This is a genomic window from Rhizobium sp. BK316, from assembly GCF_014193695.1.
Taxonomy (GTDB): domain Bacteria; phylum Pseudomonadota; class Alphaproteobacteria; order Rhizobiales; family Rhizobiaceae; genus Rhizobium.
On sequence record NZ_JACHZR010000001.1, the window covers coordinates 236,768 to 257,258 of the forward strand.

The following is a 20,491-nucleotide window of genomic DNA, read 5'->3' on the forward strand; positions in this document are numbered from 1 at the left end:
CTGAAAAGACGCGCTAGCGCCGGAGAGTTTTCGGGGGAGGAGTTGAGCATGGACCAGACATCGATCCAGACGTCAGACGGTGAAGCCGCGACGGCAAACAAGCTGAAATATATGCCGGGGTTCGGCAACGACTTCGAAACGGAGTCGCTTCCCGGCGCCTTACCCCAAGGCCAAAACAGCCCCCAGAAATGCAACTACGGTCTCTATGCCGAGCAGCTTTCCGGCTCGCCGTTCACTGCGCCGCGCGGGACGAACGAAAGGTCCTGGCTTTATCGCATTCGCCCGAGCGTGCGTCACACGAGCCGCTTTTCGAACGCGTCCTATCCGCTCTGGAAGACTGCGCCTTGCCTGGACGAGCATTCGCTTCCCCTGGGCCAGCTTCGCTGGGATCCCATTCCCGCCCCCACCGAGAAGCTGACGTTTCTCCAGAGCGTGCGGACAATGACGACGGCAGGCGATGTCACGACCCAGGTGGGCATGTCGGCACATGCCTACGTCTTCAATGAGGATATGGTCAATGATTATTTCTTCAACGCCGATGGTGAACTGCTGATCGTGCCGCAACTCGGCGCCATCAGGGTGTTCACCGAAATGGGCATCATGGATGTCGAACCCCTGGAAATATGCCTCATACCTCGCGGCATGATGTTCAAGGTGCTGCGCAGCGGCGAGCAGCCGGTCTGGCGCGGATATATCTGCGAGAACTACGGCGCAAAATTCACGCTGCCGGATCGCGGACCCATCGGTGCGAACTGCCTGGCAAATCCGCGCGACTTCAAGACGCCTGTCGCCGCTTTCGAGGACAAGGAAAAGCCTTGCCGCGTCCATGTGAAGTGGTGCGGAAAGTTCTACGTTACCGATATCGGCCACTCGCCCCTCGACGTGGTGGCCTGGCACGGCAACTACGCCCCCTTTAAATACGACTTGCGGACATTTGCGCCGGTCGGTGCGATCCGCTTCGATCATCCCGATCCGTCGATCTTTTCGGTGCTGACCGCCCCAACCGAAGATGCAGGCACGGCGAATGTCGATTTCGTGATCTTTCCGCCGCGCTGGCTGGTCGCCGAACATACTTTCCGTCCGCCGTGGTACCATCGCAACATCATGAGCGAGTTCATGGGCTTGATCCACGGCCAGTACGACGCCAAGGAGGAGGGCTTCGTGCCGGGCGGCATGAGCCTGCACAATATGATGCTTCCCCACGGGCCGGACGCGCTCGCCTTCGAAAAGGCATCCAATGCCGAGCTCAAACCGGTGAAGCTGGATCACACCATGGCCTTCATGTTCGAGACCCGGTACCCGCAGCAATTGACGAAATACGCAGCCGAGCTTGAAACGCTGCAGGACGATTACCTGGAGTGCTGGGACGGCCTGGAACGCAAGTTCGACGGAACCCCGGGTATCAAATGATGGCATCAAGTGATGATCGGCCAAGCATCCTCTGGCGTGGGAACGGAATATGAAGCTTGCGACGTTAAGAGACTCCACGAGAGACGGCCGCCTCGTCATCGTTTCCCGTGATCTTACCCGTTGTTGTGAAGTCGGTCACATTGCCCGGACCCTGCAGGCAGTACTCGATGACTGGGAACACGTGGCTCCGAGACTCGAACTGATTGCCGAAGGCATTGAGACCGGAGCTCAGCCGACGATCAGGTTTCACGAACATGACGCCGCATCGCCCTTGCCGCGGGCCTACCAATGGGCCGACGGTTCGGCCTACGTCAACCATGTCGAACTGGTGCGCAGGGCGCGGGGCGCGGAGATGCCGGCGAGCTTCTGGTCCGATCCGCTAATGTATCAAGGTGGTTCGGACGGCTTCCTCGCGCCGCGCGACCCGATCCTGGTGGCTGACGAGGCTTACGGGATCGACCTGGAGGGCGAGGTTGCCGTCATCACCGGCGATGTTGCTATGGGTTCCAGTCCGGAAGCTGCGCGCGACGCCATCCGGCTGGTAATGCTCGTCAACGACGTGTCGCTGCGTGGTCTCATACCGGATGAACTGGCAAAGGGATTCGGTTTCTTCCAGTCCAAGCCGGCATCGGCATTTTCCCCGGTCGCGGTGACGCCGGACGAACTCGGAAAGGCGTGGGACGGCGGCAAGCTGCATCTTCCACTGCTCGTGAGCTTGAACGGCAGGGTATTCGGCAAGGCGAATGCCGGCATCGACATGACGTTTGATTTTGGCCAGCTGATCGCCCATGCCGCCAAAACGCGCAATCTCGTGGCTGGGACGATCGTCGGCTCGGGAACGGTTTCCAACAAGCTGGACGGCGGCCTGGGTAAGCCGGTGGAAGACGGAGGAGCCGGCTACTCTTGCATTGCCGAACTGCGGATGATCGAGGCCATCGAGACCGGATCGCCGAAGACGCCGTTCATGCGGTTCGGAGACCAGGTTCGCATCGAGATGAAGGATCATGCCGGCCACTCGATCTTTGGGGCGATCGAGCAGACGGTCGAAGAATACAGGGGAACCGGGCTGCGATGAACGAGGTCGTTCTCTACGACTACTGGAGATCGTCCGCGAGTTATCGCGTCCGTATCGCGCTCAATCTCCTGGCTATCGACTATAAGATAGTGTCGATCAACTTGCTGCAAGGAGCGCACAAGATGCCGGAATATTTTGCGCTCAACCCGCAGGGGCTCGTGCCGACGTTGGTGATCGACGGAAGAATACTGACGCAGTCGCTGGCAATCATTGAATATCTGGCCGAGCTTCGGCCGGAATGCGGATTGCTGCCATCGGATATTGCCGACCGCCAGAACGTGCGCGCCCTCGCATATGCCGTCGCCATGGACATCCATCCGATATGCAACATGCACGTCGTGGCGCATCTCATGACCATGACTGACAAGGCCGACGCCCGGGAAGAATGGATGAAACATTTCATCACGGACGGACTTTGCAAGCTGGAAGCCATGATCGGCAAATTCGACGGAGAGTTCAGCCTTGGGGATACGCCGACGATGGCGGATCTCTGTCTTGTTCCGCAAGTTTACAATGCCCGCCGCTGGGGCGTTGATATGACCGATTTCAAGCGTATCGTCGATATCGACGCCAAATGCGCCAACCTGCCGGCCTTCCAGGCGGCGCATCCCGACCGTGTGAGACCGTAACGAAGCCTGAACCGTGACGAGAACCGAGCTGCCGATGTGGATCCAGCCCGCTCTGCCATTGCACACCGCTCTCGCGCCCTTCATGATGCCCTTACCCTCAGCATACACGGTCAGACATGCGCATCTTTCTGGTTCGACACGGCGAATCTCTCGGCAACATCAGCGAGAGCGCCTACCGGCTGTTCGGCGACCACAATGTTCCGCTGACGGAATGGGGCTACCAGCAGGCGCTGGCCGCGGGGCGCAGCATCGCTTCCCATCTGGCAGCGCTGCCTCGCGCCGCGCCGAAGGCGACCATCTGGCATTCGCCATATCTGCGGACGCGCCAGACCAAGGACGCAATCATCGAGGCCTCGCCTGCGGACGCCATCGGCGATGTTCATGAGGATTATCTGCTGCGGGAGCAGGATTTCGGCCTCTTCACCGAGATCTACGACCGGGCCGAGCAGCGGCGCAAATTTCCGGAAGAATTCGAGAAATGGGCCAGGCTTCGCAACAACAGCGGCAAATTCTATGCCCGCCCACCGGACGGCGAGAGCCGGGCGGACGTTGCCCAGCGGGTGCGGCTGTTTCTACAGACCGTGATGCATGACATCGGCGGCGGTAACGACACCGTGATCATCGTCGGTCACGGCGTCACCAACCGTGCTTTCGAGATGAATTTCCTGCATCACAGCGTCGAATGGTTCGAGCGCTCCGACAATCCGGGCAACGCCGATGTGACGCTAATCGAGGGCTCGCATGCGCAAGGCTATCGGTCGATGCTTCTGCACAAGGCTGGCGACCGCGACCCAGCCGAGGCGACAGAAATGCGTGGCGCCCATGGTTCGGAACTGACGATCGCGCCGAAGACCCGCGACTAGTCCCTCGCTGCGCGAGTATAGAAGCTGGGTGGCTGTCTGTTGCGATGGTGGCGACTCATGGCTAGAACGGCCTGAAAGCGGAACACTGGGGTCGCGCCGCATACTTTTCGCGGCTTTGCAAACCATGCCGTTTGCCACCTGCCTGCCAAAAAACCACAATTGCCCACCTAAATCACACATCGACAACAGGCATGAAGAATTGGATCAACGCTGGATGCGCATACACTACGTTTTTCTTGGTGCATTTCTTGCAATCGTACAGACCGCCTATGCTGAAGTGGCGTCACCGCCTGCTTTGGCGCCGCTCAAGCAACAGGCGCAAGCTGCTCAGTTGAGTGCACAAGTTCTCACGCGTTTCAGCTACAAGCCCGTTACACTCGATGACGCCTTGTCGGCCAGGATCATGGATCGCTTCATCAAATCACTTGATCCGGACCGCGTGCTCTTCCTGCAAGCGGATATCGACAGGTTCATGTCTGACCGCAGCGAGATCGATGATGCCATCGAACGGAAGGACTTGAAGATCCCATTTGCGATCTTCAGCGCATATGAACAGCGCGTTGTCGACCGTATGAGCTACGCACGCAACCTGCTTAAGCAGGGCTTCGATTTCGGTGCGCAGGAAGATTATTCAGTGTTGCGCGATAAGGAGCCTTGGCCACAGTCGGAGGCCGAGAGCAATGAGCTTTGGCGCAAGCGTGTCAAAAGCGACTGGTTGCGGTTGAAACTGGGTGGCAAGACCGACGCGGCTATTCGCGAAACGCTCGACAAGCGCTACGCAAACACTCTCGAAGGCGTTTACAAGTTTAAAAGCGACGACGTTTTCCAGTCGTTCATGGACGCCTATGCAACGTCGATCGACCCGCACACGGACTATTTCGGTGCGGCCGCTTCGGCCGACTTCAATATCTCGATGAAGCTCTCGCTGTTTGGCATCGGTGCGGTACTGCAGGACCGCGACGACTACACGACGATCCGTGAGCTCGTGCCTGGCGGGCCGGCTCAGTTGTCCGGCAAGCTCGCAGTCGGAGACCGCATTACCGGTGTTGGTCAAGGCAAGGATGGGGCGATCAAAGAAGTGGTGGGCACGCGCCTTGATGAAGTCGTGCAGATGATACGAGGGAAAAAAGGCTCCGTCGTGCGCCTGGACATCCTGCCGGCGGATGCCGGAGCAGATGGCCAGCATCGCGTTGTCAGCCTTGTGCGTGACAAGATCAGCCTCGAAAAGCAGGCTGCCAGCAAGGCCGTGCTGTCCGTGAACGTGGGCGAAGCCACGCGTAAAATCGGGGTGATTACTCTGCCGGTCTTCTATGAGGATTTTGAAGCCAAGAGCAGAAGAGACAATGACTATAGGAGCGCAAGCCGCGATGTGGCCAAGCTTCTCGGCGAACTGAAGCAGGAAAAGGTCGAAGGCGTTCTCATTGACGTGCGCAACAATGGCGGTGGTTCATTGGACGAGGCGATTGATTTGACCGGTCTCTTCATCGGCAATGGTCCGGTTGTTCAGCAACGCGGCAGCGACAGTAAGGTCGCGGTCAGAAATGCTGATTTTGCAGCACCTGTCTGGACAGGCCCGATGGGTGTCCTGATCAATCGCGGGTCGGCGTCGGCTTCGGAGATTTTTGCCGCGGCAATCCAGGATTACGGTCGAGGCGTCATCGTCGGCGAACCCAGTTTCGGGAAGGGTACCGTTCAAACCGTCCTCAATCTCGACCGGATGGTCCGCAACAGCAAACCCGAATTCGGGGAGCTGAAAGTGACTATCGCCCAGTTTTTCCGGGTCAACGGCGGTACAACGCAGCTGCGCGGCGTGACACCTGATATCAGCTTGCCGGGACTTTCCGATCCGACAAGCTTCGGCGAGACCAGTTACGACAATGCTCTCCCGTGGGCACAGATCAAGCCGGCGAACTACACCCCCTCCGACGCTGTCACGACGCTGCTGCCGACATTGCAAAGCCGCCATGATGCGCGGGTTGAAAGCGATCCGGATTTTCAGCGCCTGCTGAAAGACATTGCCGACCTGAAGGCGCAGCGCGAGAAAGGGATCATCTCCCTCAATGAAGCCGAACGTCGCAAAGAAGCGACTGCTCGCGAAAATCGGCTCAAGTCCCGAGCGCAGGGAAGCGTTGGCGAAGATCCTGGTGGAGATGATGGCCTGCAGTCAGACGAGCGCAGCCTGAGTGCTGATATTGCCATTGAAAATGCCCGCAAGAATGCAAAGGACGTCTTGCTGAACGAGGCCGCCGCCATTCTTGCCGACGAGGCGGATTTGCAGGCAGGCGTGCTAAAGGCAGCCACAAAGCCATCGGCAAACACAGGCGGAAAATAGTCATACATGGTCGGCGCAACAGTATGCGCCGCTTTGCGATCACATCTTTTTCAGCGGCATGATTGCAGAGGTTTCACACGACGACCTGCCTACATGAAGCTGGCGTCGAACAGCTCGCGGGAATACGCCTGGTGGGTCGTGCCGGTTTCGAGGTCGCTTTTCGAAAGTTCATCGATGAAGCGGCCGTCCTTCATGATCAATACGCGATCGCACATATGGGCGATCACGGCGAGATCGTGACTGACGAGCACGTAGGTCAGCCCCCGCTCGTCGCGCTGGTCTGCCAGGAGGTTCAGGATTTCTGCCTGGATCGACACATCGAGCGCCGAGGTCGGCTCGTCGAGAAGCAGGACCGGCGGGGAGAGGATCAGCGCGCGTGCAATGGCAACGCGTTGGCGCTGGCCGCCGGAAAGTTCATGGGGAAAACGGTTCGCAAATGCACTCGGCAGGCCGACCTGGCGAAGGGAGCGTTCCACGGTTTGCCAGATGTCTTGTCTGCCCATTGCCCGCAAGGGCTCGGCAAGTGCCGTGCCGATCCGGTGTCGCGGATGCAGCGAGCCGTAGGGATCCTGGAACACCATCTGGGCGCATTTGAGCTCATCGAGGCTTCTCGACTTGCCGACCGTCCGGCCGGCGAGCGCGATTTCGCCTGACCAGCCTTTTTCCATGCCTGACAGGCATCGCAGGACAGTGGACTTGCCGCAGCCGGATTCCCCGACGATCCCGAGCGTCTCCCCGCGCGCGACGCTGAAGCTGATGTCTTTGACGACATGGTTTTGCTGTTTGCCGGAGGAGAATGTGACGTTGAGGTCGCGCACTTCGATCATCACGCTTTCTCCAGGTCGATTTTCGAGCGGTCGAGGACAGCAAGCCGCCGGACCGGATGCCTGGGATCCGGCATCGCGGCGATCAACCCCTTCGTATAGGGATGGCTGGCATCTTCCAGCCGCGTCAGCGTCTCGACGATGCGGCCGGAATACATGACGATGATCCGCTCGCAGAAGGCGGAGACCATGCGGATATCGTGGCTGATCAGCAGCAATCCGGAATCGTTTTCGCGGACGAGTTCGTCCAGGAGCGTCAGCACGTCCTTGCGCACGCTGACATCAAGCGCCGAGGTCGGCTCGTCGGCGATGACCAGCTTCGGCTTGGCAAGCAGCATCATCGCGATCATGACGCGCTGACCCATGCCGCCGGATATCTGATGCGGATACTGCGCCATCACACGCTCGGCGTCCCGGATGCGGACGCGCTCGAGCATGGCTTTGGCCGCTGCGGTCGCCGCTGCACCACGCAGGTTGAGATGCAAGCGAGCCGCTTCGGCGATCTGCTTGCCGACGGTGAGCACCGGATTGAGCGAATAGCGCGGGTCCTGCATGATCAATGCAATATCCTTGCCGCGGATCTTTCCCATCTGCCGCTCTGACAGCGACAGGAGCGGGCTGCCGTCGAGGTCGAGGCGCTTTGCCGAAACGGTGGCGCCTGCCGACAGGAGGCGCATGATCGCGCGGCCGGTCGTCGATTTTCCCGAGCCGGACTCGCCGACGATGCCGACACGCTCGCGCCCGACGTCGAAGCTGACATGGGAAACGGCAGGCACGGCATTTTTGCCGAAGCTGACATTGAGGTCTTCGATGGACAGGACTGGCTTCATATCAGGATCTGGCATGACGGGGGTCGAGAATGTCGCGAAGCGCGTCGCCTGCGACGTTGAAGGCAAGGCTGGTGATGAGAATGGCGAGACCCGGCATGACAGCAACCCACCAATAGTCGAGCATGAATTTGCGGCCGCTCGATATCATCGCGCCCCATTCAGGCGCCGGCGGTTGCGCGCCCAATCCAAGGAAGCCGAGCGAGGCTGCCGTCAGAATGATGCCGGCCATGTTCAAGGTCAGGCGTACGATCACCGAGGGAATGCACATGGGGGCGATGTAGACGAACAGGATGCGCAATGGCGAGGCGCCATAGAGACGGGCTGCGGCAACATAATCGGCATTCCTGACGACCAGTGCCTCGGCGCGCGCCAGGCGCGCGATGGGCGGCCATGCCGTGAGCGAAATGGCGATGATCGCCGTCGTCAGCCCTGCGCCGAGCGCGGCGGCAAATGCCAGCGCCAGGATCAGTGAGGGGAAGGACAGGACGATATCTGTCGCCCGCATCAAGAGCGCATCGGTGCGACCGCCGAAGAAGCCTGCGACGACACCGATCAAAAGACCGATCGGACCCACGATCAGCGAGATCGAAAGCACCGTCTGGACGGTGATCCGCGTTCCGTGGATAAGCCGGCTCAGGATGTCGCGACCGAACTCGTCGGTGCCCGCCCAATGGGCAGCACTCGGCGGTTGCAGTGCGTCCGTCAGGACCTGAATGTTGGGATCGTAGGGCGCCAGCAAGGGTGCGAGGATCGCGACGATGCAAAGGATCGCCAGGATTATAAACCCCACCATGCCGAGCGGTTCCTGTCCCAGCCTGGAGACGATCCGCATCGTGGAGGCGGCAATCCGGGCAGGAAGGCTCGGTGGACGTACCGTGAGATCGGTTTGGATTGCATCGCTCATTGCGCAGCCTCCCGCGTCCGCGGATCGAATATCGCATAGGCGATGTCCGCCAGGAAATTGAGGAACATGAAGATGAAGCCGATGATGATGGTAGCGGCAACGACGGCGTTCATGTCGCCGATCATCAGCGCGTTCGTCATGTACTGGCCGATTCCCGGCCAGGAAAAGACGATCTCGGTCACGACCGCGCCTTCCAGCAACCCGCCATAGGAAATCGCCAGGATGGTGATCAACTGGACGGCAATGTTCGGCAGGACATGACTGATGACGGTTCGGGCCGGACCGACACCCTTGGCGCGCGCGGCGATCACGTAGTCCTGGCTCAATTGCTCAAGGGTGAAGCTGCGGGTCATGCGGGTGATATAGGCCATGGCGGCATAGGCGAGGATGACGGCCGGCAGGATGATGTGCCCAAGCGCATTCCAGAAGATCTCCGTCTCTCCCTGCAGCAGGCTGTCGATAAGCAGCAGCCCCGTCTGTGGCGTAACCATACCCTCGTAGAACACATCGACACGCCCGGGACCGCCGACCCAGTTCAGTCCGGCATAGAAGATCACCAGGCCGACGATCCCGAACCAGAAAACCGGAATTGAATGACCGACAAGCGCCACGATACGGGCGATCTTGTCGATAAATGTATCTCTAAAAAGCGCCGCCATCAGCCCGAGCGGAACGCCGACGAAGGTTGAGATCAGGATCGCCAGGGTGGCGAGTTCGAAGGTTGCGGGAAATGCCTGGGCAAGATCCGACGAGACGGGATTGCCTGTCAGCACCGCCGTTCCGAAATCGCCATGCGCCAGGCCATTCAAGTAGATCAGGAACTGCTGGTACATCGGCAGGTCCAGACCAAGCTTCTGGCGCATGGCGGCGTAGGCTGTGGGGTCCGCAAGCTCGCCGACGATCGCTCCGACCGGATCGGCGGGAAGAACGCGGCCGATCACGAAGGTGACGCACAGCAGGATGAACAGGCTGACGGCCAGGTGTCCCACCCGGCGCGCCAGTTCCTTGACGGAGAGTTCCTTCATGATCGGCGACCTTGCTTAATCGGTCTCGGCTTTCGTGACAGCCTCAAGGCGCGTCGTCTGGTTCGGATGGCCGACATAGTTCTGAACCTTGCTGCTCAGCACGATGGGCTCGAACCGTTCGAACATCGGCAAGACCGCGGGCTTCTGATCCACGAACATCTTCTGCATCTCGATGTAGAGTTCGCCGCGTTTCTTCGGATCGGGTTCGAGCGATGCCTTCGCCGTCAGAGCCGTGAGTTCGGGAATGTCCCAGGCCGAGCGCCAGACGAAGTTGCCGGCGTTGTTTGCCTCGAGAGAATTATCGGGGTTGGAGGCGAACTGCTCCATCGCCCCAAGCACGTTCGGCATGTAGGAGCCCGTCTGGGGAATGAGGAGGTCGAAATTTCTCGCACGGTGGGCCGCGATGATGTCCGATCCGTTGCCCTGTTGGATGTCGACCTTGATGCCGATCTGAGCAAGCGAAGCCTGGATCGCTGTGGCAAGATCGATGCGGGGCGTCTGCGCGATAGTCTTCAGATTGACGGTGAAACCATCCTTGAAACCGGCCTCGGCGAGAAGTTCCTTCGCCTTGGCGACATCGAGGTGCCAGTCGGGGCTTGGGATCGCGTATTCGAAGTTTTCCGGGACCGGCACAGCACGCGCCCGCCCGTAGGGACCCATGATCGTCTTTTCGATCCCCTTGTAGTCGATACCGTAGGCAATGGCTTCGCGTACTTTCGGGTTCGACAGGTATTTGTTGCCGGCATTCATCGACAGCACGTAGAAACCGCCGGTGGGCACACGCTGGATCTCGAAGCCCTTCTTATTGTCGAAGGTGGCGAGATCCGACGCGGTCAGCGCGCTCGCTATGTCGATGTCGCCGCGTTCCAGCATCAGGCGCTCGACCTGGCTTTCGGGAACATGACGGACAATGACACGGCGCATCTTCGGAGCGCCGGCGACATAGTCCTTGTTGGCGTCGAGAATGACGAGTTCGTTGGGCGTCCAGCGGTTCAGCGTGAAGGGTCCGGAGCCGGCCGAGTGGGTGCGCAGCCAAGCGTTGCCATAGTCGTCATTGGCGACATGTTTCTGGACTTCGACGCTGTCGACGACGCTCGCAACGACCATGGCCAGACGATAAAGCAGAAGCTCCGAAGTCACCTCACCGGAGAGATCGATGCGTACGGTCTTGTCGTCGACGGCTTTGACCAGCTGATCGACATTGTCTTTCGTGTAGCCGACGCGCTTCAGGTTGGCGGCCGCGGCCTGATCGAGCTTCAGCAAACGGCCGAGCGAATAGGCGACGTCCTTGGAGGTTACTGGATTTCCGGATGCGAAGGTCGCATCCCGTAGCTTGAACGTGATCCCCTTGTCATCGACCTGCCAACTCTCGGCAAGCTGCGGCACGATCTTGCCGTCGGGCGTCGATGCGACGAGCCGATCGTAAAGGTTCGACATGATCTCGTTGGCCTTGGCTTCCGTCGCCTGTTGCGGGTCGAGTGAAAGGACTTGCGCGAGCGAGGTGCCGATCACCAGTTGATCGGCGGGCGTGGCCGCCAGAAGTGCCGGCGCTGCCAGGGTCAGCGCGCAGAATGCGACACCGACGAACAGGCTTCTGGAAAAATGCTTCATTGCAACTCCTCCCTGAGTTACTATACTAGACATAATATGTCGTCCGTATGTCGTATTATGATTTTTCGACGCGCTTTGCAAGCGCCATGCGGGCGAGGGCGGATAAAATGGGGAGCCATGGAATGGTAGCGGGCACGCGCGGCAGACAGCGCTTGGCGCAGCAGGTCATCGACCAGCTGCGCATGCAGATCGAAACGGGAAAGTTTCGCGAGGGAGACCAGCTCCCGACCGAACCTCAGCTTGAGGCGGCTTTCGGCGTCAGCCGCACGGTCGTGCGCGAAGCGATCGCCGACCTGCGTGCCGCTGGCTTCGTGCGGCCTGTTCAAGGCAAGGGCGTCTTCGTCTCCGATCCCAAGGCGCATGGCGGACTGATTCTGACGTCCGTCGAGGTCAAAAGCATACCGGAAACCTTGGAATTGCTGGAGTTCCGCATGGCTGTGGAAGGGGAGGCGGCGGCCATTGCGGCCTATCGCAGAACGGCCGAACAGGAGGCGGCAATCAGGCTTGCCCACCGGAAAATGGCCCAGCTTATCGAGAGCGGCGAGCCCACTGTTGATGCTGACTACGAATTCCATACCGCTATCGCCAGTGCCTCGAACAACCGGTTCTATATCGACGCCTTGCGCCATTTCGGGCCACGCGCAATCCCGCGCGGACAATTCCCAACCCTGCCGGAAGCCAATGATCGCGCCTATCTTGAAAAGGTCCATGCGGAGCACGGAGAGATCCTGGCGGCCATTGCCGAGCAGGATCCCGATCGGGCGCGGCAGGCCATGCGGGCGCATATGATTGCGAGTCAACGACGATATCGGATGCTTGCGGAGCAGCAATGAGGCTCGACAACTTCAAAGATTCATATTATGTCATATGACATGATTTGAATGATCGGGAGGTTGGCAGTGTATTTGGGAACCCAGGTCGCCGCGCGGGACGATGATGATTTTCGCGTTTTTGCCCAGCTGGGCGTGAAGCATATTTCGGCCGATCCGCCGGGCGCGCCGTCGAGCTGGACGCTGGAAGATCTCGAGCGTCATCGTGATCATGTGGAGAGCTTCGGTATCGTGCTGGACATGATCCAGCTTCCTTTGCCCTCCAAGCCGATCGAAAATGCCTCCTATCCCGACATCCTTTTGGCGGGACCGGAACGTGACCGTCAGATCGATGCCGTCTGCCGGATGATCGAGAATTGCGCAAAGGCCGGGATCCCTGCCGCGAAATACAATCTCAACCTCATCGGCATTCCGCGCACGGAGCTTGAAGAAGGCCGCGGCGGCTCGCTGAACGAAGCCTTTCGCTGGGACAAGGCCGATCAGCAGGCCGCACCCGGCCTTGCCGGTGTCCTGTCGGAGGACGAGAACTGGGAGCGTATCGATTATTTCCTCGAGCGCGTGGTACCCGTTGCCGAGAGCAACAGGGTGCGCCTCGCCTGCCATCCGCATGATCCCTATACGCCGCCGGGCTATCGGGGCGTCACCCGGGTCCTCGGCACTGTCGATGGGCTGAAGAAATTCGTGCAAATGCGCGAGAGCCCCTATCACGGTCTGAATTTCTGCCAGGGCTCGATCGGCGAGATGCTCGACAATCCGCGTGAGGAGATCGACGACATCATCCGCTGGTTCGGAACACGCGGAAAGATCTTCAACCTGCACTTCCGCAACATCAGCGGCGGCAAGCTCTCCTTCATGGAAACCTTTCCCGACGAAGGCGATATGGACATGGTGCGGTCGCTGAAAGTTTATCGGGAGGTGGGCTACAAATACATGGTCATGCCGGACCATGTGCCGCGCATCAGCGGCCGCGACGCGACGGGCGTCGCCTTCAGCTTCTGCTACGGTTACATCGCCGCGGTGCTCGAGGCGATGGAAGCCGGTCATATGTGAGCAACGCGCTCACCTTCAATCAGCAATTATTCAAGGAATTCAACATGGATCCCAATGCCATCAAGAAAGCCGTGGGCGACGGCCTCCTCTCCTTCCCGGTGACGCATTTCGACAGCGAGAACAAGTTCAACGAAGCCGCATATCGCGACCATGTGAACTGGCTTGCCGGTTTTGATGCCAGCGCACTCTTTGCCGCCGGCGGCACGGGCGAATTTTTCTCCCTCAATCCGGCCGAAATCCCCGCCGTCATCCGCGCCGCCAAGGCTGCCGCAGGCAAAACACCGATCATATCCGGCACAGGCTATGGCACGTCGCTTGCAATCGACATCGCGCGCGCTGCGGAAAAGGCCGGGGCCGATGGTCTGCTGCTGCTTCCGCCCTATCTGATGTTTGCCGAACAGGCCGGACTTGTCGCCCATGTGAAGACCGTCTGCCAATCGGTCGGGATCGGCGTGATCGTTTATAATAGGGACAACGCGATCCTGTCGGCTGACAGCCTTGCCCGGCTCTGCGACGACTGCCCCAATCTCATCGGCTTCAAGGACGGTGTCGGCGATGTCGATCGTGTCATCGAGATTACCACCAAGATCGGCGACCGGCTCGTCTATGTCGGCGGCATGCCGACCCACGAAGTCTATGCGCAGGCCTATTTCGCCGCCGGTGTTACCACCTATTCCTCGGCCGTCTTCAACTTCGTGCCGGCCCTTTCGCAACGCTTCTACAAGGCGCTCAAGGCAGGCGATCAAAAGACAGTCGACCAGATCCTCAAGGATTTCTTCTTCCCCTTCGTCGCACTGCGCAACCGGAAGAAGGGCTATGCCGTTTCCATCATCAAGGCGGGTCTGAAGGTTATCGGCCGCGATCCAGGCACCGTGCGGGCACCTCTTACGGACCTTTCGGACGAGGAGCTTTCCGTTCTGCGGTCGATTGTCGAGGCTAGCGACCAGACAAGACTGGCCGCGGAGTAAGACCGCGGCGGCGTTGGGCTGGCCGGCCGGCGCCCAGTCAGCGCTACCGTTGCGCTGCCGCGACGATTGGCGTCACCGCCGCTCTCATGCTCTCGGGCGTCGAGATCGGTTTCGTCGAGCGGCTTTCCATAGCCGACAAAGGAAGCGACGGAGGCTTCCATCATCGCACCGGCCTGATCGTCGCCGTCTTCATGCACATGGCTTGGGAACGGCTGGTGCTGATTTTTTGTCGCCCTGACGGTATCGGAAGCGGATTACACGATCTTCACCAGGCTTGCCTTCTTGGGTGCCACGCAATAGATACCGATCGTCGGGAGAGAGCTCCGTATGGCTGAGATCTTGTTGTTCCACAACGCGCAGGGGCTTACGACAGAACGACGAAACAATAGAAGCTGTCACTGCGTCAGTCAGTTTGAAGTAAGCGACGGCGCATTCTCAATCAGCGTCGCTGCCAGCCCACTGTGATTAAAGTTCCGGTACTCCTCGCTTCTTGCAAGGATGTCTTGGTGAACGCCCAGTACGACCGCTCCGAAGACAAGCGCTTGAAGAACACCAAAAAAGGCTCTGCCTGAAGGTCGCGCCCAGGCTTTGTCATTGACCTTGAGTTTGCGGTTCAGCGGCCCGTCAGTAAAAAGAGGAAATAAGTTGAGTATTTCAAGCGATAGAATTGCCAGGGAAGAGATGATCGAAGCCAGGGCTTTCGTTGACCTGGCCAGGATAACGCCTCAACCTTTTAAGGGCAGTGTCGAGTTCGACTGCATGCCGTTGGATGATGGCTGCGCCATTTCGCTGCCGTCGGCGCCCGCCATTGGGCTCAATCGTGTTTTTGCTTTGAATAACATAGATAAACTTAATGTCGCAGTCGACTGGATGAAGACCAAAACGGGCAGGCGGCACGTCCAGATCAGCGAAGCGTCTGCGTCCGATGAGCTGCGTGGATGGCTACTGGATAAGGGACTGGTTGAAAACGGTGCCTGGGTAAAACTTACGCGACCTGCCCCATCGGCTCCGCTTGCAATCGAGGGGCCTGTGCGCACGCGCTTGGCCGGTATCGATGACGCCGCGATTTTCGGGAAGCTGATGTGCGCCGGCTTTGGTTTCCCGACCGGGCTTGAGCCGCTGTGGTCATGCCTGGTCGGAAAGAAGGGCTGGGCCTGCTTCATTGCGGAGTTGGAGGGTGCGCCGGTCGGTACAGGGGCGATGTTCATCGAGGACGGATGCGCCTGGCTGGGAGGCGGAACGACACTTGCCGAATACCGGAATCGCGGCGCGCAAAAGGCGCTGATCAATGCTCGGTTGAACGAGGGCCTCGCGCAGGGTGTTTCTCTCTTCGCTGTGGAGACGGCCCAACCTCAGGAGGGGCAGCCGAACATATCGTTTGGAAACCTGACCAAGGCAGGCTTCAAGCTTTGCTATATCCGCAAGAATTACCTCCTGCCGAATTAGGGCCGGCTCCCACCGGTGCGACTTGCCGCACCGGTGCCATATCCCTTGACTAGATGGGAACAAAGGCCTGCACATCGGCCGCATTGGAGAAGGAGACGAGATGCAGTTGAACGGCGAACTGAACCCGAACGATCCCGAATTCTTTGAACTCCTCACAGGCAGCTTCCAGCGCCTTGTCGGCAGAGCTCTCGTGCCCGAGGATCGGGGGCCGGAGTGGCTCTACGGCGATGCCCCTTTTGTGGTTCTTGCCCATAATAGCGCGCCGGATCCCGTCTTCGTCTATGCCAATGGCGCAGCACAGAGGCGGTTCGGGTATAGCTGGAGCGAGTTCGTAAAGCTGCAATCCCGGCTGTCGGCTGGCCCCAGCGAGCGTGGAGCGCGCCAGGCGTTACTCGATGCGGTGACGCAAAACGGGTTCATGACGGGCTATCGTGGCATGCGGGTCACAAAATCGGGGAGCCGCTTCTGGATGGAAGACGGAATAGTTTGGCAGCTCCGCAACGCGGAAGGGCAGGATTTCGGTCAGGCTGCGACATTCTCAAAGTGGGTTGAGGTCCCTCCCTCCGAAATCATCGACGATGCTGGGTAGTTATGCCGGGCTTTCTCGATCGAATTGCTGCCGGAACGCCTCACAGTTCCAACCGCGTATGATCCTGACTCCAGCGGGTCCGGCATCGATCGGGGAGGAGCAATCGAACGGTCGGTTTTGTCGGCTCGTGTGCCTTGTTGCGGTCAGTGAGCGCATCGTCAGCGGTCTCGCCGTGACGGATAAGCTTCTGAACACAGAAGCCTTGCCCATCTCAGTCACTTCTGCCTTTCTTTGTAGAAACACCATCCGGAGAAGCGAGATGCCAGAGCCCGATCCAGAGGAGAAGATCGACGCGACGTTCCGTAACGGCTCTCTAACGGCTGCGGGGATCATTCTCGGCTTTTCGCTGAGCTTCATCGGTCGCTGGGTGTCGAACCCCAACGATTGGAGCACCATCGACATTGCGCCGATGGTGCTGCTCACCATCGGCATCGCGCTCCAGGTGAAAGTATTCGCTGACCTTTTGGCGCGGGATTCCTTGATCGCCGCAAAATACGACCGCTCGCGGCGACTGTTCCTGATTGGCCTCGTCATCGTGGCGATTGGAATGGGGATCGCGTTGCTGAACGATATTCTGGGCTTGGGGTCGATGCAGATGTTGGGATAGGACGTGCCGGCACAGTAAAATTCTAGCCAAACGATCAAATGTGGAAGGTGTTAATTGCCGCTTGGGCGGCAGAGAGAGATTTTAGTTGTCAGTAATACAATCGTCCGGCAACATCGCTGGTTAGCTGCTAGAATTGAGAAGTATTGCCACCAGCGCGTTGAGGAGACGGGCATGTGCGCTGAGCTTGTTGAACGTCGATTGGCGGCTATTCTGGCTGCCGACGTGGTGGGCTACAGCCGTCTCCTCGAGGCGAACGAAGAAGACACGCTCAATGCCCTTCGTCAACATCGCCGGGAGCTCTTCGATCCTGCTGTCGCAACCCATGGCGGGCATATCATCAAGATAATGGGCGATGGTTTCCTGGTCGAGTTCGGCAGCGTGCTGAGCGCTGCACGCTGCGCGGTCGAAATCCAGCGTGGCATGCTGGAGCGCAATACCGGAATTCCGCCGGACAGGCATTTTTCGTTCCGAATAGGCTTGAATCTGGGCGACATCGTCTTCGATGAGGACGACTTTCATGGGGACGGCATTAATGTGGCGGTCCGGCTGCAAGCCCTTGCAGCTCCTGGCGGTATAGCCTGTTCAGCGGCCGTGCGCCACGAAGTCGCAAACAAGCTCGACATCGATTTCGCAGACCAGGGCGCGGTGACAGTCAAGAACATTGCCCGTCCGGTCCACGTCTATTTTGCCGATTGGGGCAATATCGCTTCCGTCGAGGCGTCTCCGCTTGCCGCGGTCAGCCACACACGGGCGCCCGCCAACAGGCCGTCGCTTGCAATCCTGCCATTCGCCAATATCAGCAACGATCCGGAGCAGGAGTTTTTCAGCGACGGCATCACCGAGGATCTCATCACCGACCTGTCGAACGTCTCAGGCCTCTTCGTGCTGAGCCGCCATACCGTCTTTGCCTGGAAAAACCGTAGCGAAAACCTGCAGCGCATCGCCGCCGAACTTGGCGTTGCCTATATCGTGGAAGGCAGCGTCCGCAAGGCAGGCAACCATGTGCGGATCAATGCAGAACTGATCGAAGCGGCCAGCGACGGTCATGTCTGGGCCGAGCGCTACGACCGCGAACTCACCGATATTTTCGAAATGCAGGACGAGATCCTGAAGGCGATCGTCGAGCAACTGAAGGTCAAGCTGCTCCCGGAGGAGAAGAAGGCAATCGAGCAGGCGCCGACAGGAAATGTCGAAGCTTATACGCATTTCCTCAGGGGTCGCGAATACTATCACATCGCCTCGCGCTCCAATCACCTGATGGCCAGGCAGAGTTTCGCCAGAGCCATCGAACTGGATCCGGGCTATGCCCGCGCTTATGCCGGTATTGCGGTTTGCGATGCGCGCCTGCGCTCTCAGTTCGGCGCGGAGATTTCAGTGGAGGATATTCTCGCCAATACCGCAACAGCGCTGACGATCGATCCCAATCTGGCAGAAGCCCATGCGGCCAAGGGGTTTGCTCTGGCGGTGGCCGGCAATCGCGCCGCGGCAATTTCGGCATTCGTACAGGCTTTGTCGCTCGACGCGAATTGTCATGAGGCCAACAGATACTATGCCGAATTCTGCGTCACCGACGGTCAGTTCGAACTCGCGGCGACGTATTTTCAGCGCGCTATGGAAATCAAGCCGACCGACTACGGCGCGCCGATCATGCTTGTGAACGTCTTCCGCTCACTCGGGCAAATGGATAAGGCCAGTACGCATGCCCGGATCGCTCTGAAGAAGGCAGAGGAGGAGCTTCGGCTTCATCCGGAGAACGCTAATGCCGCCTGCCTCGGCGCAACGGCGCTGGCCTTTCTCGGTGAAGGGGGTAAGGCATTGGAATGGTTGGCGCGCGCGCTCGCGACTGATCCCACCGACATCAACATTCAGTACAATGCCGCCTGCACCTATTCGCTGCTCGGCGAGATCGACAGGGCGATAGATCTGCTTGAAGTATGGATGCCCCAGGTTGGTGTCGAGATGCGGCTGTGGTTCAAGAACGATTCCGACCTCGACCCCATCCGCAACCATCCGCGTTATTTGAACCTGCTCGACTTATCTGAATAAAACCTGCGGCGGGGCAGCGGATATTTCTAGCCCTATTTTATTACTTGCTAAATTTTCTGCGCGCAGCGAAGATCAACTTAAACTGGCATTCATGAAAGTCTATTGAGGGGAAGCGGATGGGCACCCGGTTCAGACTTTTTGTGCAGCCTCCATTTGAAGATGCTCGGGCAAGACCTGAGATTGTGGAAGTGTCGTCGCCGTCGGGCAGCCTGACCGCTGGCCCGGCCGACGATCGCATGTTTGTCGTGGAGCCGGTCGGGAAGGTCGGTCCCTACGGTGTGAACCGGGGACCGCTCGGAACGCCTTTTATGTATCTGCCGCCTTGGACCGGAAGGATCATCGAGCCGGCCACGCCTGACGCGCGGGGCAATTTCGACTACCTGCGGCCTTCGATGCCCGGCTTCGAAGCCGCGCATGTTTTCGGTTGCGTGCGTTTCACGCTTGATGTGTGGGAACGCTATCTCGGTCAGCCGATCACCTGGCATTTCCGCGATCATTATGACCGTCTGGAAATCTCGATCCTGCCGCAATGGGACAACGCCCAATATGGCTACGGTTTCCTCGAAGTGGGCAGCCAGTTCGAGAAGGATGGGAGCATCCTCCCCTTCAGCCTGGATTTCGACGTCGTTGCCCATGAAGTAGGGCACGCGATCATCTTCAGCGTCTTGGGCGTGCCGGACCCGAGAGCCGAATATCCGGAGTATCTCGGTTTCCAGGAGGCTTTCTCGGATTGCGTGTCGCTGATCGCAGCCATGCATTTTCCGTCCGTGATCGACAACGTTCTCGAGGAGACGCACGGTAATCTGTACCGAGCCAATCGCCTCTCGCGCTTCTCGGAGTTCTCGCCGCATCGCCAGATACGTTCGGCAAACAACAAACGGACGATGGACGAGTTCGCGCATGGCTGGAAGGATGAGCACGAACTCTCACAGCCGCTGACGGGCGCGATATTCGATATCCTCGTCGATATCTTTCATGAGAGACTGGTCGCGCGCGGCCTGATCTCGCGGGCTGTTGAAGATCTGGCAGATGTTGCCGAATTCGATACCTCAGTCGAAGCATCCGTGCAGGACGCTTTCGACCGCGCTTTTGATCGCAATGCGGATGGATTTGTCGCAGCACTGCTTGAGGCGCGAGATATCGCTGGCGCCTATCTGGCGGAAACCCTGTGGGCTCTCGCGCCCGACTTTCTGGACTATGGCGATGTCGCCGAAACGATGTTGGCAATCGATCGAGACGAAAGCGGCGGCCAATTTGCAAGGATCATGATCAGAAATTTCAGGCAAAGGGCGATCGGCGAACTGCACGCCGGTAGACACCTCAAAGGCGGCGAGCATCGCAGCCACATCCACTCCGGGCGGATCTTGCTGCCGATAGATTATCTAGAATTTCCGAAGATGAGCTATCGCGAGCACGTTCTGCTGTCCAGATCAGGCATCGGTCAATAACCAG

18 protein-coding genes and 1 pseudogene are annotated in these 20,491 nt (G+C 59.1%); 14 read left to right on the top strand and 5 right to left on the bottom strand.

Annotated elements, in window-relative coordinates; translation table 11 throughout:
• Window positions 1-48 precede the first annotated feature (48 nt).
• From hmgA to FHT87_RS01020, 5 genes are all read left to right on the top strand, one after another.
• Window positions 49-1,410, top strand: a complete 1,362-nt coding sequence (gene hmgA, locus FHT87_RS01000; protein WP_183798755.1) for a homogentisate 1,2-dioxygenase — start codon at window positions 49-51, stop codon at window positions 1,408-1,410.
• Window positions 1,411-1,459: 49 nt separating this feature from the next.
• Window positions 1,460-2,485 carry a fumarylacetoacetate hydrolase family protein gene (locus tag FHT87_RS01005; protein WP_183798758.1) on the top strand — a complete coding sequence of 342 codons (1,026 nt, stop codon included), beginning with the start codon at window positions 1,460-1,462 and terminating at the stop codon, window positions 2,483-2,485.
• Window positions 2,482-3,114, top strand: a complete 633-nt coding sequence (maiA, locus tag FHT87_RS01010; protein WP_183798761.1) for a maleylacetoacetate isomerase — start codon at window positions 2,482-2,484, stop codon at window positions 3,112-3,114. The genes FHT87_RS01005 and maiA overlap by 4 nt, the downstream gene beginning before the upstream one ends.
• Before the next feature lie 116 nt (window positions 3,115-3,230).
• A complete protein-coding gene (locus FHT87_RS01015) occupies window positions 3,231-3,977 on the top strand; it encodes a phosphoglycerate mutase family protein (protein ID WP_183798764.1) in 747 nt (248 codons plus the stop codon).
• Window positions 3,978-4,191: 214 nt separating this feature from the next.
• Complete coding sequence (locus tag FHT87_RS01020; RefSeq protein ID WP_183800967.1) at window positions 4,192-6,309, top strand: carboxy terminal-processing peptidase; 2,118 nt, start codon at window positions 4,192-4,194, stop codon at window positions 6,307-6,309.
• An 89-nt stretch (window positions 6,310-6,398) separates the two neighbouring features.
• On the opposite strand, the gene FHT87_RS01025 is transcribed toward FHT87_RS01020, so the two are convergent.
• The 5 genes from FHT87_RS01025 to FHT87_RS01045 are packed head-to-tail and all read right to left on the bottom strand — an operon-like array spanning window position 6,399 to window position 11,503.
• On the bottom strand, window positions 6,399-7,136 hold the full coding sequence (locus tag FHT87_RS01025) for an ABC transporter ATP-binding protein (RefSeq protein WP_183798767.1): 738 nt from the start codon (window positions 7,134-7,136) through the stop codon (window positions 6,399-6,401).
• Entirely contained in the window at window positions 7,136-7,978 is an 843-nt protein-coding gene (locus tag FHT87_RS01030; RefSeq protein ID WP_183733730.1) for an ABC transporter ATP-binding protein, read from the bottom strand. The genes FHT87_RS01025 and FHT87_RS01030 overlap by 1 nt, the downstream gene beginning before the upstream one ends.
• Window positions 7,965-8,867 (bottom strand): ABC transporter permease, encoded by a 903-nt coding sequence (locus tag FHT87_RS01035; protein WP_183798770.1) that lies wholly within the window; start codon window positions 8,865-8,867, stop codon window positions 7,965-7,967. The genes FHT87_RS01030 and FHT87_RS01035 overlap by 14 nt, the downstream gene beginning before the upstream one ends.
• Complete coding sequence (locus FHT87_RS01040) at window positions 8,864-9,892, bottom strand: ABC transporter permease (RefSeq protein ID WP_183798773.1); 1,029 nt, start codon at window positions 9,890-9,892, stop codon at window positions 8,864-8,866. The genes FHT87_RS01035 and FHT87_RS01040 overlap by 4 nt, the downstream gene beginning before the upstream one ends.
• 15 nt (window positions 9,893-9,907) lie before the next feature.
• Entirely contained in the window at window positions 9,908-11,503 is a 1,596-nt protein-coding gene (locus FHT87_RS01045; RefSeq protein WP_183798776.1) for an ABC transporter substrate-binding protein, read from the bottom strand.
• 122 nt (window positions 11,504-11,625) lie between these two features.
• Here FHT87_RS01045 and FHT87_RS01050 point away from each other — a divergent pair, with 122 nt between their 5' ends.
• The 9 genes and pseudogenes from FHT87_RS01050 to FHT87_RS01090 all read left to right on the top strand — a co-directional run bounded on the left by FHT87_RS01050 (window position 11,626) and on the right by FHT87_RS01090 (window position 20,487).
• Window positions 11,626-12,336: a FadR/GntR family transcriptional regulator gene (locus FHT87_RS01050; protein ID WP_183798779.1), complete on the top strand. Its 711-nt coding sequence runs from the start codon at window positions 11,626-11,628 to the stop codon at window positions 12,334-12,336.
• Between the two features lie 66 nt (window positions 12,337-12,402).
• Window positions 12,403-13,383, top strand: a complete 981-nt coding sequence (locus FHT87_RS01055; RefSeq protein WP_183798782.1) for a mannonate dehydratase — start codon at window positions 12,403-12,405, stop codon at window positions 13,381-13,383.
• 44 nt (window positions 13,384-13,427) lie between these two features.
• Window positions 13,428-14,351 (top strand): 5-dehydro-4-deoxyglucarate dehydratase, encoded by a 924-nt coding sequence (gene kdgD / locus FHT87_RS01060; RefSeq protein ID WP_183798785.1) that lies wholly within the window; start codon window positions 13,428-13,430, stop codon window positions 14,349-14,351.
• A 164-nt stretch (window positions 14,352-14,515) separates the two neighbouring features.
• Window positions 14,516-14,651, top strand: a pseudogene (locus FHT87_RS01065) (cytochrome C oxidase subunit IV); the annotation flags it as partial.
• A 345-nt stretch (window positions 14,652-14,996) separates the two neighbouring features.
• Window positions 14,997-15,797 (top strand): GNAT family N-acetyltransferase, encoded by an 801-nt coding sequence (locus FHT87_RS01070; RefSeq protein WP_183798788.1) that lies wholly within the window; start codon window positions 14,997-14,999, stop codon window positions 15,795-15,797.
• Window positions 15,798-15,897: 100 nt separating this feature from the next.
• Window positions 15,898-16,386: an MEKHLA domain-containing protein gene (locus FHT87_RS01075; RefSeq protein ID WP_183798791.1), complete on the top strand. Its 489-nt coding sequence runs from the start codon at window positions 15,898-15,900 to the stop codon at window positions 16,384-16,386.
• A 259-nt stretch (window positions 16,387-16,645) separates the two neighbouring features.
• Entirely contained in the window at window positions 16,646-16,993 is a 348-nt protein-coding gene (locus FHT87_RS01080) for a hypothetical protein (protein ID WP_183733703.1), read from the top strand.
• A gap of 171 nt (window positions 16,994-17,164) precedes the next feature.
• On the top strand, window positions 17,165-19,039 hold the full coding sequence (locus FHT87_RS01085; RefSeq protein WP_183798793.1) for an adenylate/guanylate cyclase domain-containing protein: 1,875 nt from the start codon (window positions 17,165-17,167) through the stop codon (window positions 19,037-19,039).
• Window positions 19,040-19,155: 116 nt separating this feature from the next.
• On the top strand, window positions 19,156-20,487 hold the full coding sequence (locus tag FHT87_RS01090; RefSeq protein WP_183798796.1) for a hypothetical protein: 1,332 nt from the start codon (window positions 19,156-19,158) through the stop codon (window positions 20,485-20,487).
• Window positions 20,488-20,491 lie beyond the last annotated feature (4 nt).